The sequence below is a fragment of the Novosphingobium sp. genome (assembly GCF_024642085.1).
In the GTDB taxonomy this organism is placed as follows: domain Bacteria; phylum Pseudomonadota; class Alphaproteobacteria; order Sphingomonadales; family Sphingomonadaceae; genus Novosphingobium.
On the sequence record NZ_JAHEBV010000009.1, the window covers coordinates 35,957 to 51,997 of the forward strand.

At 60.5% G+C, this 16,041-nt stretch carries 18 protein-coding genes; 10 read left to right on the forward strand and 8 right to left on the reverse strand.

Translation table 11 applies throughout. The features are described from left to right. The first annotated feature begins 8 nt into the window (after positions 1–8). The 6 genes from gcvT to Q0L62_RS05715 are packed head-to-tail and all read left to right on the forward strand — an operon-like array spanning position 9 to position 5,377. Positions 9–1,097 (forward strand): glycine cleavage system aminomethyltransferase GcvT, encoded by a 1,089-nt coding sequence (gcvT, locus tag Q0L62_RS05690; protein ID WP_296677841.1) that lies wholly within the window; start codon positions 9–11, stop codon positions 1,095–1,097. Positions 1,098–1,107: 10 nt separating this feature from the next. Continuing rightward, positions 1,108–1,479 carry a glycine cleavage system protein GcvH gene (gene gcvH, locus Q0L62_RS05695; protein WP_296677655.1) on the forward strand — a complete coding sequence of 124 codons (372 nt, stop codon included), beginning with the start codon at positions 1,108–1,110 and terminating at the stop codon, positions 1,477–1,479. A 6-nt stretch (positions 1,480–1,485) separates the two neighbouring features. Further along, on the forward strand, positions 1,486–2,844 hold the full coding sequence (gcvPA, locus tag Q0L62_RS05700) for an aminomethyl-transferring glycine dehydrogenase subunit GcvPA (protein WP_296677658.1): 1,359 nt from the start codon (positions 1,486–1,488) through the stop codon (positions 2,842–2,844). Further along, entirely contained in the window at positions 2,841–4,412 is a 1,572-nt protein-coding gene (gene gcvPB / locus Q0L62_RS05705) for an aminomethyl-transferring glycine dehydrogenase subunit GcvPB (protein ID WP_296677661.1), read from the forward strand. The genes gcvPA and gcvPB overlap by 4 nt, the downstream gene beginning before the upstream one ends. Positions 4,413–4,417: 5 nt before the next feature. Next, positions 4,418–4,924 carry a CcdC protein domain-containing protein gene (locus Q0L62_RS05710; RefSeq protein WP_296677664.1) on the forward strand — a complete coding sequence of 169 codons (507 nt, stop codon included), beginning with the start codon at positions 4,418–4,420 and terminating at the stop codon, positions 4,922–4,924. Between the two features lie 3 nt (positions 4,925–4,927). Then, a complete protein-coding gene (locus Q0L62_RS05715) occupies positions 4,928–5,377 on the forward strand; it encodes an ABA4-like family protein (protein ID WP_296677667.1) in 450 nt (149 codons plus the stop codon). A 3-nt stretch (positions 5,378–5,380) separates the two neighbouring features. Here the strand turns inward: Q0L62_RS05715 and Q0L62_RS05720 are convergent, their stop codons facing one another. Next, on the reverse strand, positions 5,381–5,512 hold the full coding sequence (locus Q0L62_RS05720) for an entericidin A/B family lipoprotein (RefSeq protein WP_296677669.1): 132 nt from the start codon (positions 5,510–5,512) through the stop codon (positions 5,381–5,383). Positions 5,513–5,631: 119 nt separating this feature from the next. Further along, positions 5,632–6,537, reverse strand: coding sequence for a DMT family transporter (locus tag Q0L62_RS05725; protein WP_296677672.1), 906 nt, complete (start codon positions 6,535–6,537; stop codon positions 5,632–5,634). A gap of 22 nt (positions 6,538–6,559) precedes the next feature. Here Q0L62_RS05725 and Q0L62_RS05730 point away from each other — a divergent pair, with 22 nt between their 5' ends. Beyond that, positions 6,560–6,793, forward strand: a complete 234-nt coding sequence (locus Q0L62_RS05730; protein WP_296677675.1) for a hypothetical protein — start codon at positions 6,560–6,562, stop codon at positions 6,791–6,793. Positions 6,794–6,796: 3 nt separating this feature from the next. Here the strand turns inward: Q0L62_RS05730 and Q0L62_RS05735 are convergent, their stop codons facing one another. Beyond that, on the reverse strand, positions 6,797–8,329 hold the full coding sequence (locus tag Q0L62_RS05735; RefSeq protein ID WP_296677677.1) for a CpaF family protein: 1,533 nt from the start codon (positions 8,327–8,329) through the stop codon (positions 6,797–6,799). A gap of 381 nt (positions 8,330–8,710) precedes the next feature. On the opposite strand from Q0L62_RS05735, the gene Q0L62_RS05740 reads away from it, so the two are divergent. Both Q0L62_RS05740 and Q0L62_RS05745 read left to right on the forward strand, forming a co-directional pair. Continuing rightward, on the forward strand, positions 8,711–9,100 hold the full coding sequence (locus Q0L62_RS05740) for a DUF6265 family protein (RefSeq protein ID WP_296677680.1): 390 nt from the start codon (positions 8,711–8,713) through the stop codon (positions 9,098–9,100). 4 nt (positions 9,101–9,104) lie between these two features. Next, on the forward strand, positions 9,105–9,947 hold the full coding sequence (locus Q0L62_RS05745; protein ID WP_296677682.1) for a PhzF family phenazine biosynthesis protein: 843 nt from the start codon (positions 9,105–9,107) through the stop codon (positions 9,945–9,947). Between the two features lie 421 nt (positions 9,948–10,368). On the opposite strand, the gene Q0L62_RS05750 is transcribed toward Q0L62_RS05745, so the two are convergent. The 5 genes from Q0L62_RS05750 to Q0L62_RS05770 are packed head-to-tail and all read right to left on the reverse strand — an operon-like array spanning position 10,369 to position 15,188. Next, positions 10,369–10,623, reverse strand: a complete 255-nt coding sequence (locus tag Q0L62_RS05750) for an ATP synthase F1 subunit epsilon (RefSeq protein ID WP_296677685.1) — start codon at positions 10,621–10,623, stop codon at positions 10,369–10,371. 5 nt (positions 10,624–10,628) lie between these two features. Continuing rightward, positions 10,629–12,113 carry a F0F1 ATP synthase subunit beta gene (atpD, locus tag Q0L62_RS05755; protein ID WP_296677686.1) on the reverse strand — a complete coding sequence of 495 codons (1,485 nt, stop codon included), beginning with the start codon at positions 12,111–12,113 and terminating at the stop codon, positions 10,629–10,631. A 25-nt stretch (positions 12,114–12,138) separates the two neighbouring features. Next, positions 12,139–13,017 (reverse strand): F0F1 ATP synthase subunit gamma, encoded by an 879-nt coding sequence (locus tag Q0L62_RS05760; RefSeq protein ID WP_296677688.1) that lies wholly within the window; start codon positions 13,015–13,017, stop codon positions 12,139–12,141. 49 nt (positions 13,018–13,066) lie between these two features. After that, the gene (gene atpA / locus Q0L62_RS05765) at positions 13,067–14,596 is read right to left on the reverse strand and encodes a F0F1 ATP synthase subunit alpha (RefSeq protein ID WP_296677691.1); all 1,530 of its coding nucleotides are present in this window, start codon (positions 14,594–14,596) and stop codon (positions 13,067–13,069) included. A 37-nt stretch (positions 14,597–14,633) separates the two neighbouring features. Further along, positions 14,634–15,188: a F0F1 ATP synthase subunit delta gene (locus tag Q0L62_RS05770; RefSeq protein WP_296677693.1), complete on the reverse strand. Its 555-nt coding sequence runs from the start codon at positions 15,186–15,188 to the stop codon at positions 14,634–14,636. A gap of 171 nt (positions 15,189–15,359) precedes the next feature. On the opposite strand from Q0L62_RS05770, the gene Q0L62_RS05775 reads away from it, so the two are divergent. Continuing rightward, entirely contained in the window at positions 15,360–16,040 is a 681-nt protein-coding gene (locus Q0L62_RS05775) for a dienelactone hydrolase family protein (RefSeq protein ID WP_296677696.1), read from the forward strand. The last annotated feature ends 1 nt before the right edge of the window (position 16,041 follow it).

Sequence of the window (16,041 nt, forward strand, 5' to 3'; positions counted from 1 at the left end):
TTGATACCATGATGCTGCCGCTTGACGCGTGGCACCGTGAACGCGGCGGCCGGATGGTGGAGTTTGCCGGGTACTGGATGCCGGTCCAATACGAAGGTATACTGGCCGAACACCTGTGGACGCGCGAAAGCGCCGGGCTGTTCGATGTCAGCCACATGGGCCAGCTCTATATTGCAGGCGAAGGCGTTGAGGCAGCGCTGGAAGCGGTCTTGCCGATCGATTTGGCGACGCTCAAACCTTACGGCCCGCGCTATTCGCTGCTGCTGGACGAGAACGGCGGTATTCTGGACGATCTGATGGTTACGCGCTGGAACACAGGTTTCTACCTGGTGGTCAACGGAGCGACCAAATGGGATGATATTGCCCATCTTCGCGAAGGCCTGCCCGATGAAGTGACGATTTCCCATCTCGACGATAGTGCACTGCTGGCGCTCCAGGGTCCAAAGTCATTTACCGCGCTGGAACGCGTTGTAACCGGAAAGTACCCGCTATCTGGCCTGACCTTTATGAAGGGTGGCCAATTCAAGATTGCCGGAATTGACGCCTGGATCAGCCGTTCAGGCTACACGGGCGAGGACGGCTTCGAGATTTCGATCCCGGCCGAGAATGCAGCGCAGATTGCGGATCTGATCTGCCAACAGCCCGAGGTTAAGCCGATCGGTCTTGGCGCGCGTGACAGTTTGCGGCTGGAAGCCGGACTGCCATTGTATGGCCATGACCTTTCGCCTGATACCAGCCCGGTCGAGGCTGATCTGCTGTTTGCGATCAATAAACGGCGGCGCATTGAAGGCGGGTTTCCCGGTGCCCACCGCATCATGGGCGAGCTGGCCAGTGGCACACCGCGCAAGCGCGTAGGCTTGGCGCTGGATGGGCGGCAGGCTGCCCGTGAAGGGGCAGAGGTTTACAAGGAAGACAAGAAGGTTGGTATTCTGACCTCGGGCGGTTTCTCCCCCACGCTCGGCCATCCAATCGCGATGGCCTATGTCGATGCGGCCCATGCAGCATCCGGCACCATTCTTACCATCGACATTCGCGGAAAGCGCCTGCCTGCCGGTGTGGTGCCGATGCCATTCGTCCCCCACCGCTATCACCGCTGAGGAGCCAGACATGCCCCGCTACTTTACCAAAGACCATGAATGGATCGACGTTGACGGGGGCACCGGCACCGTCGGAATCACGGACTATGCCCAGGGCCAGCTTGGTGACATCACATATGTTGATCTGCCCGCTTCGGGATCGGCTGTAAAAAAGGGCGATGCTCCCTGCGTGGTGGACAGCGTCAAAGCGGCCAGTGATGTCTATGCGCCTGTCAGCGGCACGGTCAGTGAAGCCAACGCTGCACTGGAAGGTGAACCCGAACTGGTCAACACGGATCCCGAGGCTGGCGGCTGGCTATTCCGCGTAATGTTGAGCGATGCAGGCGAGCTGGAAGGCCTGATGGATCAGGCGGCCTACGACGCCTACATAGCGGGGCTGTAGGATCAGATGCGCTATCTTCCCCTGACTAAGGCTGACCGTAACGAAATGCTCGGCGTAATTGGCGCCGCGACGGTTGACGATCTGTTCGTAGATGTTCCTGCCGCGGCGCGCCTGGCTGGCCCGATTGCTGGACTGCCGCTGCGGGCGTCCGAAATGGCGGTTGAACGCCACATGGGCGCACTGGCAGCGAAAAACCTGTCAGCCGGAGCGGCGCCTTTTTTCCTGGGCGCGGGGGCCTATCGCCACCATATCCCCGCGTCTGTCGATCATCTGATCCAGCGCGGCGAGTTTCTGACCGCCTATACTCCCTACCAGCCCGAAATTGCGCAAGGCACGCTGCAAGTGCTTTTCGAATTCCAGACACAGGTTGCCAGGCTTTTCGGCGTCGATGTGGCCAATGCCTCGATGTACGATGGTTCGACCGCGTGCTGGGAAGCCGTCGCGATGGCCGGACGCATTACCAAGCGCCGCAAAGCGGTGATCGATCGCGGACTGCACCCGCATTACGTCAGCACCGCGCGCACGATGGCCAAGTTCACCGGCGACGTGATTGACTACAAGGCTCCCAAGCTAGAGGCCGATTGTGATACCGCCGGGGTCATTTCTGCCATCGATGCCGAGACAAGCTGCGTCGTGGTCCAATATCCCGACCTTTTGGGCCGTATCCCTGATCTGGCCGCAATTGCCGAAGCCGCCCACGGTGCAGGCGCTCTGCTGATCGCGGTTGTAACGGAGCCTGTCTCGCTTGGCTTGCTCGAAGCGCCGGGGCATCTTGGCGCTGATATCGTGGTGGGCGAAGGGCAGGCAATTGGCGTAGGGCTTCAGTTTGGCGGGCCGTACCTTGGCCTGTTCGGATGCCGCGAAAAGTTCATGCGGCAGATGCCTGGACGGCTCTGCGGTGAAACCGTCGATGCCGAAGGCAAACGCGGCTTCGTGCTGACCCTGTCGACCCGCGAGCAGCATATCCGCCGCGAAAAGGCGACCAGCAATATTTGCACCAATGCAGGGCTTTGTGCGTTGGCTTTTAGCATTCACATGACCTTGCTGGGGGGAGAGGGGCTGGAGCAGCTGGCCCTGGTCAACCATGCCCGCGCGCAGGATCTGGCCGAGCGGCTGGCCAAGGTGTCGGGCGTCACTATTCTCAACGGCGCCTATTTCAATGAGTTCACCGTGATCCTGCCCAAGGATGCGCGCGAGGTCGTGCGCGAGCTTGCTGACCGAAGCGTGCTCGGCGGTGTATCGCTGGGTCGGCTTTATCCCGACGATGCGGCGTTGGCCAACGGACTGCTCGTTACAGCCACCGAATGCACCACGGCCGAGGATATCGAAGCCCTGGCCGCTGCACTTGAAGGAGTTCTGGCATGACCGCCCTCAACACTGCGGGCTGGCGTCCCGAAATGGGCCCGGCGCAGCACCCCGATCAGGAAAGTCACGCCCAGGAAACCGCCAGCGGGGACAAGGGTCTGATGCTGGAAGAACCTTTGATATTCGAACTGGGCAAACCCGGATCGACAGGGGTTGATATCGATCCCGCCAGCCGCGCGCCTTCTGACACCTTGGAGCGGTTCCGGCGCAAGAGCCAAGCGGCTTTGCCCGGCCTGACTGAGCCGGAAACAGTGCGCCATTACACCCGGCTCAGCAGACAGAACTATGCGATAGATCTGGGGCCGTTTCCGCTGGGATCGTGCACGATGAAGCACAACCCGCGGCTGAACGAAAAGATCGCGCGAATGGCCGGATTTGCTGATCTTCACCCTCTCGCACCCCAGCAGACAACACGCGGTGCTCTGGCAGTAATCAACGAACTGGCCCACTGGCTGATAACGCTGACAGGCATGCACGGCGTAGCGATGACGCCCAAGGCTGGCGCGCATGGCGAATTGTGCGGCGTGCTGTGTATCAAGGCAGCGCTGCAGGCGCGGGGTGAGGACCGCCGTGTCATGCTGGTGCCGGAAAGCGCCCACGGCACCAATCCTGCCACGGCAGCCTTTGCCGGCTTTGACATTGAAAACATACCCGCGACCGCCGAGGGCCGTGTTGACCTTGCCGCGCTGAAGGCACGGCTTGGTCCGGACGTGGCGGGGGTGATGATTACCAACCCTAATACTTGCGGGCTGTTCGAGCCTGATCTTAAAGTGATTTCTGATGCGGTTCACGCGGCCGGCGGTTATGTCTATTGCGACGGGGCCAACTTCAATGCGATTGTCGGCAGGGTCCGTCCGGGCGATCTGGGCGTCGATGCGATGCACATCAACTTGCATAAGACGTTCTCCACTCCTCATGGTGGAGGCGGACCCGGCTCGGGCCCGGTGGTGCTGTCCGAGGCCCTTAGCCCCTATGGTCCGCTGCCTTATACCGCGCGAATGGCTGACGGCACCGTTCGGCTGATCGAAGAAGAGGATGCGGCGGAAATGGGCCACAGTCAGGCCTTTGGACGCATGGCCGCATTTCACGGGCAAATGGGCATGTTCACCCGCGCGCTGACCTACATCCTCAGCCACGGGGCGGACGGACTCAAGCAGGTGGCAGAGGATGCAGTGCTAAATGCTAACTACGTCCTTCGCAGCCTGGAAGACGTCCTCGACGCGCCGTTTGGGCAAAGCGGGCCATGTATGCATGAGGCCTTGTTCAGCGACGACAACCTACCCGATGGGTTCTCCACTCTAGATATCGCCAAGGGTCTTATCGACGAGGGTTTCCATCCGATGACGGTCTATTTTCCGCTGGTCGTCCACGGCGCCATGCTGATTGAGCCGACTGAGACCGAGAGCAAAGCCGGCCTTGACCGGTTCATCGGGTCGATGCGCAGCCTGGCCGCCCGGGCCAAAGCCAGCGACGCCACCTTGAAGACCGCGCCGCACTACGCACCGCGCCGCCGGCTTGATGAAACGCAAGCCGCGCGCAGACCGGTGCTAAACTGGCAAGGAAACTGAGCGCAATGGACCCCAAGACGCTGCAGACCTGGCTGCCATTGGCCATTGTAGCTGTGGTCATGGCGCTGCGTTGGAAGTCCATGTCCCGGCCGCGGCCGTTGCGGCTGGCATTCCTGATCATCGCGCCTGTGGTCGTACTGATGGCCGCGGCGCTACTGATCGTAGCGCAGCCGCCCAGCGCTTTGGGTTGGCTGGCACTGGCAGGCGGCTTGGCAATCGGTGCGTTGCTGGGTTGGCAGCGCGCCAGGCTGCTGCATTTTGAACGGGATACGGTCACTAACAAGCTGCAGTACCGGCAGACGCCAGCCGCGCTGTTCTTGATTATCGGCTTGATCGTGGCGAAGCGTCTTATTCTGCCCCAGCCGGGTGCAGCACCGGGTGGCAAGGATGCCGCTATGGCATTGGTGATGACCGACGGTTTGCTTGGCTTTGCCCTGGGTATGGTGATCGCAGCCAACTTGACCATGTGGCTGCGCTCCCGATACATTCCGCATCACGATCTGGAGGGCTGATCCATGTGGGCCGCACTGTTTTCACTGACCAACCTTGTCGCTGTGGCGGGGTGGATCGTGTTAGTAGCTCTGCCGCGCGCGCCGCTGGCACGTAGTTTCGTAATGTATGGCTGTGTTGGCCTGCTTTGCCTGACTTATGCCGTATTGATGGCCTTGATGATAGCGGGCGCGGCCGGAATAGCCCAGGGGATGGATAGTTATACGATCGCCGGCATACGCGGTCTGTTTTCGACCGACGGTGGCATCGTGATCGGCTGGACGCATTACCTTGCGTTTGACCTCTTTACAGGCCTGTGGATCGCATCGGACGCCGACAACAAGGGCTATTCGCGTTTGGGCCAGACACCTTTCTTGCTGGTGACGTTTCTGGTTGGCCCAGTTGGACTGGTAGCATGGCTACTCGTACGGGAACGCCGCGCCCGCGCTGCAGCGCGAGACGCGGGTTCACGCTGACGGTCAGTTTATCGCGTCACTGCCGGCTTGTCCGACAGACTGCACGTCGCGGCCAAGTCCCTTGACCGTGTTGCAGGCGGTTGCGGTCAAGGCAATGCCAGCGGCGCTGGCGATCAGGATGAACTTGCGGATCATGTCGTGTTCCTTTGTTGGCAAGGGCAGTTTTAATCGAATCTCATGCGGTGCCATTAAGACTAGCAGACGTACCATGAAACGTCTGACCTTGCCGCTTGGTTCCCGGATGCGGTAGGGCGCTATTCGCTTGCGACGGGTGAAATGGGCGAGATAGCCTTGGCCAGCCGGTGCTCGCGAAAGGCTATGAGGCCCCCTGCGCCGACTATCAATGGTGCGCCCAGCCATGTCGCCGCCGTTGGCAACTGGTCCCATACCAGCCACCCGTAAATCGTCGCCCAGATCAGGGAGGAATAGTCCATCACGATAACGCTGGCGACCTGGCCAAAACGCAGCGATGCGGTCAGTAACAGTTGGGCGATGCAGCCAAGCACACCGATGGCGAGAAGCAGCAGCCACTGCGCAATAGTGTGTGCCGTGAAGAAAAGCGGCAGGGTCACGGTAAAAACAAGTGTCGACCAGGCCGAAAACCAGAACACAATGGCTATCGGTTCATCGGTGCGTGACAGGTCGCGGATTTGAATCGAAATCAGCGCAACCATTATGGCCGCGCCAAGGCCGACCGCCGTACCCAGCAGCGGCATATGCGTATGACCGGGCTGCGCAATGATCAGGATACCGATGAAACCAGCTGCCACGGCGGTCCACCGCCACGGCCCGACCCGCTCTGCCAAAAGGGCCGCTGACAGGATCACGGCAAAGATCGGCGTGGTAAAGCTGAGCGTGGTCGATTCGGCCAATGGCAGCAAGATCGGCGCGCCAAAGGTCATCGTCATGCCCACCGTGCCCAGAGCGGCGCGGCGCAGGTGTGCCGGCATCCGCTTCGTCTGCAGGCGCTTTAACTGCCCTTGCGCAACCAGCCATGTCCCCAGTATCGGCAGAGTCAGCGATGTTCGCCAAAAAAGGATCTCCCCAAAGCGCACGCCGGTGCCGGCGGTGTATTTGACCAGCATGATCAGCGTCGCCAGCACAAAAGCTGCCGCCAGACGCAGGATCAGGGCAAGGGCAGGGCGCTGGACGGGAGGCACCCTGATGCTCTAGCGGGCGGCGATGGACTGGCAAGCGCTGATGGACGAGGATTGGGTGCGCTATTTGTTGGTGCCGGGCTTGGGCGCAGTCGCCCTGGCGATCACCGCCTGGCGATCTGACCGTCGCCGCATGATGCGCAGCGACCCGGACGCCGTGGGTTGGCTGCCCTGGCGCGACATTGCCTTCTGGTCGAGCTTTGCCGCCGTGCTGTTGCTCGGCGCTTCGTTCAAGTTCTGGCTGGCTATGGCTGGCTGAGGATTAGAGGCAGGCCTCAAGATAGGCTTGGTCGAAGCCGAACTGCCGCGCCTTTTCCAGCGTATAGGGGCGCAGACCGGAAGGGCGGAATTCGCCGATGATCTTGCCGTCGTCGGTTTCGTCGAGATACTCGAACTTGAACAGTTCCTGGGTCACGATCACATCGCCTTCCATCCCGATCACCTCGGTAATGTTTGTGGTGCGGCGCGAACCATCGCGCAGGCGCTTGACCTGGACGATGATGTCGACCGATTCCGCGATCTGGCGGCTGATAGCCTCTTTGGGAATCTTGATGTCACCCATCAGGATCATGTTTTCCATACGGCCCAGGCATTCGCGCGGGCTGTTGGCGTGGAGCGTACACATCGACCCGTCGTGGCCAGTGTTCATGGCGGCAAGCAGATCGAAGCATTCCGCGCCGCGGATTTCGCCCAGGATGATCCGGTCAGGACGCATACGCAGAGCGTTCTTCACAAGATCGCCGATTGTGATCGCGCCTTGTCCTTCAAGGTTCGGCGGGCGGGTTTCCAGCGGCAGCCAGTGCGGTTGCTGCAGGCGAAGTTCGGCGGCGTCTTCGATCGTCAGAACGCGTTCGCCCGGATCGATCATCTTCGACATGGCGTTGAGCATGGTAGTCTTGCCCGATCCGGTGCCGCCCGAAATGACGATGTTCATGCGGCAGGCGCCAGCAATTTTCAGCGCAGTCGCCATTTTTTCGCTCATCGAACCGAAGTCCTTGAGCATGTCGATTGTGATCGGCTTTTCCGAAAACTTACGAATGGAAATCGCCGTGCCCCGCAGCGACAGCGGCGGCACGATGACATTGACGCGGCTGCCGTCTTTCAGGCGGGCGTCGGCCAGCGGCGTGGTCTGGTCGACGCGGCGGCCGACCTGGTTGACGATGCGCTGCGCGATCTGAAACAGGTGGCTTTCATCACGGAAGCGGATCGGGGCAAGCTGGAGCTTGCCCTTCTTTTCGATGTAGGTCTGTTCCGGTCCGTTGACCATGATGTCCGACACATCAGGATCGTTGAGGAGCTCTTCCAGCGGTCCAAAGCCCAGCAGTTCGTCGATCAGCACCTTTTCCAGCGCGAACTGTTCGCGGCGGTTGAGTGTAACCTTTAGTTCGGCCAGCACTTCCAGAATAATCGGGCGAAACTCTTCTGACAATTCGTCCTTGGTCAGCGTCGCAGCCGCTTCGGGGTCAACGCGTTCGAGCAGGCGCGGCAGCACCTGTTCTTTGATTTTGTGGACCGAGGCTTCAAAGCCTTCGGCCTGGTAGCTGCCTTCGTGGACTCCGTTGACCCGATCGGCCAGGCGGGTCATCGCATCGGCGGATTTGTTGTTCGAATTGTCCACCGGCGCCGAGGCGATTTCCTCGCCTGGAAGTGGCGGAAACTGATCGCCGCCAAGGCCGGAAGGCGCGTTGGTTTTGGCACTTTCGGGGCCACCTTTCATCGGGCGCGCCACGCCGAATTGCGGCCGAGCCTGTGATCCCGAACCGCTCATGCCATTGCGTCGGCCGAATGCGCTCATCTTGCCTTCACCCTCGAATTCTAGGTGCCCGCCATAACGATGGCATGGCTACTGTGTGCCTTATGATTTTGGTGAATAAACTGGAAACTTTGAAGATTCCCTAATGCCGCAGACGAAATACGGATTTGCGGAAAAACCTTGCAAAACCGAAGTTCCCACGTCCCGTCGCCTGACTTGCGGCCGGTTAAGGCTTCGGTTGGTCCTATCGGTAAATCGTGGTTTCGGGCTGGCCTATGATAGCGGACCGATACACGCTAAACGGTGGGTTCATCGTTTTCCACGCAAGGTTCGCCCATGTTGTACCGCCGCGTTTGCCTGACTGCTGCTTTGTCTGTTGCTTTTCTGTTTGCTCTGCCGTGCACCGCGTCAGCGGACACTGACTTGCCAGATTTCCTGGCGGGCACCTGGATGATGGAAAATGGCGCGAACTGGAGCGACGAGCTGTGGAGTGATGCCAAGGGCGGGCTGATGCTGGGCGTGGCGCGTAGCGGGTTTGGAAAGGAAGTCCAGTCCTGGGAAATGGCGCGGATCGAGCGGAAAGCCGACGGCAGCATTAGTTTTTTCGCCCAGCCGAAAGGGCGCGTTCCAACCGAGTTCAGACAGGTCTTGCGCAGCAGCGACACAGTCGAGTTTGCCAACCCTGCCAACGATTATCCTCAGCGCGTCCGCTATTGGCGGCAAGGAAAGCTGCTTATGGCGGAGATATCAAAACTAGATGGCAGCGATGCGGTGCGGTGGAACTACCGCCCGGTCGTCCCACCGGCCGACTAATAACGTGGTCCGCTTACGGCCGTTCCGTCAGGTCGACGTATTTACAACGGTCCCCTTCAAGGGAAATCCCGTTGCCGTCGTACTTGATGGCGAAGGGCTGAGCGATGCGGAAATGCAGGGCTTTGCCCGTTGGACTAACCTTTCGGAAACAACCTTTGTTTTGCCCGCGACGGAACCTGACGCCGATTATCGCCTGCGGATATTTACTCCCAAGGACGAACTGCCCTTTGCAGGGCACCCCACTTTGGGTAGTGCCCATGCCGTTTCCGCAGCAGGCTTGGCGACCCCGCGCGGTGGGCGGCTGGTGCAGGAGTGCGCGGTCGGCCTGGTACAATTGACGCTCGATGGCGGCAGCCTGTCCTTTCGTGTGCCGCGTTATGCATTGAAACCTGTCACCGATGCCGAGGCGACCGCTTGGCTGGGGGAAGGCGTAGCCGTAATAGGCACACCCCACGTGGTTGATGTCGGCCCGAAATGGCTGATCGCCGAAATGGCCGATCCTGCGGCACTTGATGGTTTACGCCATGATTCTGCGCGTTTGACCCGATTTTATGAGGCGAGCGGCATGACGGGCGCAACTGTTTTCGTCCGCACTGGCGACGCGATAATGGTGCGCAGCTTTGCGCCGGGGGACGGAATTCCGGAAGACCCGGTTTGTGGTAGCGGCAATGCGGCGGTTGCGGCCTATCGGCTCAGCCAAGGGCAGATCGCTTCGGGGAGCAGTTATGTTGCCAGCCAAGGCCGTCAGATCGGCCGGGATGGCAAAATAGAAATCAGGATTGAAGGCGAAGCAATATTCGTAGGCGGCAACTGCGTGACCTGCGTCGAAGGTACCGTGACGCTCTAATCTGTCATTTGCTTCGCCCAATGCGGCGATGGGATACTCTCACGCATAAAGTATAAGAGTTGGCATTATAAGTAGATGGCCTGGTCAATGACTTGGCTTGGCGATGATGTCGAGTTTATACAATCTCTTTGATGAGACCCGCGTTAACCTTGATTTTCATATCGAAGCTTAAAAACGCCGCGCCGCAGACTTTTCCGGAGAACGTCTCGTGCCAAAATCACCGATCAATACCCCAAAGTTTGATCCGATTTACACGTTGATCCTGGTCAGCGTGATGGTCTTTCTCGGTGGATTGCTGCTGACAAATGAGCAGGCACGAATGGTGTTCATGCATCCATTTTCGTAAATCGCGCTTTTCTATAGGCGTGAAACGGGGCGGCCCATGCGGACCGCCCTGATTCATGCCCAGCCGATCGTTAAATCAGTCTACGTGTTCCGCCAGAACAGTCAGTCCGTTTTCGCCGACTTCGGCAAAGCCGCCCTGAACCTGGATTTCTTCGGGCTGGCTTCCTTCGGCCTTATAGACCCGCAGCGTGCCATCACGCACCGTCGACATGAACGGCGCGTGGCCTTCCAGTACGCCGAACTCACCCTCAGTGCCGGGGACGACGACCATGTAAACGTCGTCGGACCGAACGAGGCGCGCAGGCGTGACGAGTTCGAAGTGGAGTGCCATGGCGCTTAGGCCTCGTCCGCCATCTTCTTGGCTTTGGCGACCGCTTCGTCGATCCCGCCGACCATGTAGAAAGCGCTTTCGGGCAGATGGTCGTAATCGCCGTCGACCACAGCCTTGAAGCTTTTCACGGTATCTTCGACCTGGACGAACTTGCCCGGAATGTTGGTGAAGACTTCGGCGACGTGGAAGGGCTGGCTCAGGAAGCGCTGGATCTTGCGCGCACGGGCGACGGTGAGCTTATCTTCTTCGCTCAATTCATCCATGCCGAGAATGGCGATAATATCCTGCAGCGACTTGTATTTCTGCAGGGTTTCCTGAACGCGGCGGGCCACGTCATAATGTTCCTGTCCGACAACCGCCGGGGTCAGCACGCGGCTGGTCGAATCCAGCGGATCGACCGCCGGATAAATGCCCAGCTCCGAAATCGCGCGGTTAAGCGTGGTGGTAGCGTCCAAGTGGGCGAACGATGCGGCGGGCGCGGGATCGGTAAGATCGTCCGCAGGAACATAGATCGCCTGAACCGATGTGATCGAACCCTTGGTGGTCGATGTGATGCGTTCCTGCAGCGCGCCCATGTCGGTCGCCAGCGTTGGCTGATAGCCCACCGCCGAGGGAATACGGCCGAGCAGCGCCGACACTTCCGAACCGGCCTGGGTAAAGCGGAAGATGTTGTCGACGAAGAACAGCACGTCCTGGCCTTCTTCGTCGCGGAAGTATTCGGCCATGGTAAGGCCCGAAAGAGCGACACGGGCGCGCGCACCCGGAGGCTCGTTCATCTGGCCGAATACCAGTGCCACTTTCGACCCGTCGGGTGTCGGGTTGCCATCGGCATCCTTGGCAATGACCCCGGCGTCGAGGAATTCGTGGTAGAGATCGTTGCCTTCGCGGGTCCGTTCACCCACGCCGGCGAACACCGAAACCCCGCCGTGACCCTTGGCGATGTTGTTGATCAGTTCCTGGATTAGCACGGTCTTGCCCACGCCGGCGCCGCCGAACAGGCCGATCTTGCCGCCGCGCGCATAGGGCGCCAGCAGGTCGATCACCTTGATCCCGGTGACGAGAATGGCGGCTTCGGTCGACTGGTCGACGAATTCGGGGGCCTTGGCGTGGATCGGGGCGGTCATTTCCGCGCCAACCGGGCCGCGTTCGTCGATCGGCTCGCCGATGACGTTCAGGATGCGTCCCAGCGTCATCGGACCGACCGGCACGCGGATCTGCGCGCCGGTATCGTTCACCGGCTGGCCGCGGGTCAGCCCGTCGGTTGAATCCATGGCGATGGTGCGCACGGTGTTTTCGCCCAGGTGTTGGGCAACTTCGAGTACCAGGCGGTTGCCGTTGTTGTCCGTTTCCAGCGCGTTGAGGATGGCGGGCAGAGTGCCGTCGAAGCTGACGTCGACGACCGCGCCGATCACCTGACTGATCTTGCCGCCAGCCGTGTTGGCGGCGGTTGCGGGGGCTTTCTTGCGAGTCTTGGGAGCGGCGGTTGCCATGGTCAGTTTCCTTGCCTGCTATGCCTTAGAGCGCTTCCGCGCCGGCGATAATTTCAATAAGTTCGGTGGTGATCGCGGCCTGGCGGCTGCGGTTATACTGGATCGTCAGCTTGCCGATCAGGTCGCCGGCGTTGCGCGTGGCGTTGTCCATCGCGGTCATCGACGCGCCCTGTTCCGAGGCCATGTTTTCAAGCAACGCCCCGAACAGCTGGGTCTTGAGATAGCGCGGCAGCAACGCGGCAAGGATTTCCTCCTCGTCCGGTTCGTATTCCACGGCGGCGCTGCCAGCGGCTGTTTCGGCAACCTTTGGGGCGGGGACGGGGATAATCTGCTGCTCGGTTGGTTCCTGAACCAGCGCAGAACGAAACTTGGAATAGAACAGGTGGGCAACATCGAACTTGCCCGCCTCGTACAGCGTGACCAGTTCGGCTGCGATCTTTTCGGCCTCGGTGTAACCCGGTTCGCGCACTTCGGTGGTGTCGAACATTGCGAGGATGTCCTTGGGGTATTCGCGGCGGATCACCGCGCGGCCTTTGCGCCCGACCAGGTAGAACAGCACCGTCTTGCCCTCGGCCCTGAGGCGGCGAGCGGCGACCAGCGCGGCCTTGACGATGTTCGAGTTGAACGCGCCGGCCAATCCCTTGTCGCTGTTGGCGACGACCAGCAGGTGGATCTGATCGTTGCCAGTACCGGCGAGCAGCTTCGGGCTGCTTTCGCTGACCGTAATCTTGCTTGCGATCGAGCCCATCACCGTGGCCAGCCGCGCGGCATAGGGGCGCGCAGCTTCAGCCGCGGCCTGCGCTTTACGCAGCTTGGCGGCGGCGACCATCTGCTTGGCCTTGGTGATCTTCTGGGTCGATTTGACCGAGTTGATCCGCCCTTTGAGTTCCTTTAGCGAGGCCATCGAGGCTTCCTATTTCATCGTCCCGGCTTACGCCGGGATGACGGTTAAATTACGCGAACTGTTTGCCGAAAGCTTCGAGCGCGGCGGCGGTCTGCTTCTTGGCGTCATCGCCAAAGTCCCGACTGTCGCGGATCAGCTTTAACGTATCGGCGTGGCTGTCGCGCATGAAGCTGAGCATTTCGGCTTCGTACTGCGTGACCTTATTAACCGGGATCGAATCCAGGTAGCCGTTGGTTCCGGCAAAGATCGACACGGTCTGTTCTTCGAACGACAGCGGGCTGAACTGTGCCTGCTTGAGCAGCTCCGTCAGGCGCGAACCGCGGTTAAGCAGCTTTTGCGTCGAGGCGTCGAGGTCCGAACCGAACTGGGCGAAGGCCGCCATTTCGCGGTACTGCGCCAGCTCCAGCTTGATCGAGCCCGAAACCTTCTTCATCGCCTTGGTCTGGGCGGCACCGCCGACGCGGCTGACCGACAGACCGACGTTGATCGCCGGACGCACGCCTTGATAAAACAGGCCCGTTTCAAGGAAGATCTGCCCGTCGGTGATCGAAATCACATTGGTGGGAATATAGGCCGAAACGTCACCGGCCTGCGTTTCGATGATCGGCAGCGCGGTCAGCGATCCGCCGCCCTGGCTGTCATTCATCTTGGCAGCGCGTTCGAGCAGCCGGCTGTGCAAGTAGAACACGTCGCCCGGATAGGCTTCGCGGCCCGGAGGGCGGCGCAGCAGCAGCGACATCTGGCGATAAGCCACCGCCTGCTTGGAAAGATCGTCATACACGATCACAGCGTGCATGCCGTTGTCGCGGAAAAACTCGCCCATCGTTGCGCCGGTGTAGGGCGCAAGGTACTGCAGCGGAGCAGGCTCTGACGCGGTTGCAGCAACCACGATCGAATATTCCATCGCGCCGTTTTCTTCGAGCTGGCGGACGATCTGCGCGACGGTGGAACGCTTTTGCCCGACAGCGACGTAGATGCAGTACAGCTTCTTCTTCTCGTCGGTCCCGGCGTTGGCTTCCTTCTGGTTGATGAAGGTGTCGATCGCCACGGCGGTTTTGCCGGTCTGGCGGTCACCGATGATCAGTTCGCGCTGGCCGCGGCCGACGGGAACCAGGGCGTCAATCGCCTTGAGTCCGGTCTGTACCGGTTCGTTGACCGACTGCCGCGGGATGATGCCCGGCGCCTTGACTTCAACGCGCTGGCGGCTGGTGGCCTCGATCGGGCCCTTGCCGTCGATCGGATTACCCAGCGCATCGACCACGCGGCCGAGCAGGCCCTTGCCCACGGGCACATCGACGATGGTGCCGGTGCGCTTGACGGTATCGCCTTCCTTGATTTCGGCATCCGAGCCGAAGATCACCACGCCAACGTTATCGGCCTCGAGGTTGAGCGCCATGCCCTGAACGCCGTTGGCGAACTCGACCATTTCGCCGGCCTGGACCTGATCCAGACCGTGGATACGGGCGATACCGTCACCGACCGACAGCACCGAGCCGACTTCCGAGACCTGGGCCTGGGTGCCAAAGCTGGCGATCTGGTCCTTGATGACCTTCGAGATTTCTGCGGCGCGGATATCCATGTTCAGCCTTTCATCGAATCTTTTGGCATAAGGGCTTTCAGCCCTTCATCGCCGAAGCGAGTGTGTTCAAACGGGTGCGGATCGAGCTGTCGATCTGGGTCGAGCCAATACGCACCACCAGGCCGCCGAGCAGTTCGGGATCGACCTTTGCGGAAATTTTGACGTCCTTACCCTGGCGAGCCTTGAGCTTGTCCGCGAGTTGCGCGATCTGCGCAGCCGACAGCGGATGGGCGCTCGTCACTTCAGCGGTGGCTTCACCGCGCGCGGCAGCGGCAATTGCAGAGAAAGCGCGAACCACCTCAGGCAGCTTGCCCAACCGGCGGTTGGCTGAGAGCACGCCGAGAAAGTTCTTCGTCAGCGGCGACAGGCCCAGCACGCCCGCTACCCCATCGATCGCCCGGGCGGCAGCATCCCGCCCGATCTGGGGGTTGCGAATCAACGCGGAAAGATCATCCGAACCCAGAATCGCCTGGTTGAGCTTTTCAAGATCGGCTTCGACCACGGTCACGGCCGCCTGTTCACTTGCCAGATCATATAGAGCAGAGGCGTATCGCCCTTGCAGACTGGCCGTAATGCCGCCGGAATTCTCCACGCGCTCAGGTTCCTTGCATCGGGTGCGTTGGCAGGGCAGAACCGGCACCAGAGATGCCATTTGCCCCTTGGACGGGGGCGCGCATAGCGGCGATTTTGCTGCGATGCAAGGTGGGCTGGGGACATTCCTTGCCGCAGGTGTCCATATAGGAACAGCGATAAGGCGAAGGCGATGGGCGAAACTATCCAGCTGACAATGGGCGATGGTCACGCCATGCCGTGCTATCATGCGCTGCCTGAGGGTGAGCGGCGGGGCGGGCTGATCCTGGTCCAGGAAATATTTGGCGTGACCGATCACATCCGCGAGCTGTGTGATGAATATGCCAGCGATGGCTATGAAGTGCTGAGCCCCGGCTTGTTCGACCGTCAGGAGCCGGGCTGCGCGCTTGGCTATAGCGGCGCTGACTGGGAGCGTGCGGTGCAGATTGCCCGAACAGAGCATGACTGGGATCAGGGCATCGACGACACCGCCCGCTGCATCGCGTGGATGACGGAACGGGGCGGTCCGGCATTCATCACCGGCTATTGCTTTGGCGGATCCGTTGCCTGGCGCATGGCACAGCTATCGGACGATTTGGACGCGGCAAGCTGCTATTACGGCGGTTACATCGCCACCCGCTTTGCTGACGATGCTCCGAAGTGCGCAACGATTTGCCACTTTGGCCGCTATGACAATCTGGTGGAGTTTGCGCCGGTCGAAACGCTGATCGCTAAAGAGCACGCGACGGCACAGATATTTGTCTATGAGGCCGGGCACGGGTTTAACTCCGATCGGCGCAAGGACTGGCATCCCGAAAGCGCGGATCTGGCAAAGGAACGCACTCTGATGCTGTTTCGCGCATTGGGCGGCTGAA

Excerpts from the sequence above, each read along its gene's own strand:
- gcvPB (WP_296677661.1), top strand. The coding sequence starts at position 2,841 with ATGACCGCCCTCAACACTGCGGGCTGGCGTCCCGAAATGGGCCCGGCG.
- Q0L62_RS05710 (WP_296677664.1), top strand. The coding sequence starts at position 4,418 with ATGGACCCCAAGACGCTGCAGACCTGGCTGCCATTGGCCATTGTAGCT.
- Q0L62_RS05735 (WP_296677677.1), bottom strand. The coding sequence starts at position 8,329 with ATGAGCGCATTCGGCCGACGCAATGGCATGAGCGGTTCGGGATCACAG.
- gcvH (WP_296677655.1), top strand. The coding sequence starts at position 1,108 with ATGCCCCGCTACTTTACCAAAGACCATGAATGGATCGACGTTGACGGG.
- atpD (WP_296677686.1), bottom strand. The coding sequence starts at position 12,113 with ATGGCAACCGCCGCTCCCAAGACTCGCAAGAAAGCCCCCGCAACCGCC.
- Q0L62_RS05715 (WP_296677667.1), top strand. The coding sequence starts at position 4,928 with ATGTGGGCCGCACTGTTTTCACTGACCAACCTTGTCGCTGTGGCGGGG.
- Q0L62_RS05720 (WP_296677669.1), bottom strand. The coding sequence starts at position 5,512 with ATGATCCGCAAGTTCATCCTGATCGCCAGCGCCGCTGGCATTGCCTTG.
- Q0L62_RS05750 (WP_296677685.1), bottom strand. The coding sequence starts at position 10,623 with ATGGCACTCCACTTCGAACTCGTCACGCCTGCGCGCCTCGTTCGGTCC.
- Q0L62_RS05775 (WP_296677696.1), top strand. The coding sequence starts at position 15,360 with ATGGGCGAAACTATCCAGCTGACAATGGGCGATGGTCACGCCATGCCG.
- atpA (WP_296677691.1), bottom strand. The coding sequence starts at position 14,596 with ATGGATATCCGCGCCGCAGAAATCTCGAAGGTCATCAAGGACCAGATC.
- Q0L62_RS05760 (WP_296677688.1), bottom strand. The coding sequence starts at position 13,017 with ATGGCCTCGCTAAAGGAACTCAAAGGGCGGATCAACTCGGTCAAATCG.
- gcvT (WP_296677841.1), top strand. The coding sequence starts at position 9 with ATGATGCTGCCGCTTGACGCGTGGCACCGTGAACGCGGCGGCCGGATG.
- gcvPA (WP_296677658.1), top strand. The coding sequence starts at position 1,486 with ATGCGCTATCTTCCCCTGACTAAGGCTGACCGTAACGAAATGCTCGGC.
- Q0L62_RS05730 (WP_296677675.1), top strand. The coding sequence starts at position 6,560 with ATGGACTGGCAAGCGCTGATGGACGAGGATTGGGTGCGCTATTTGTTG.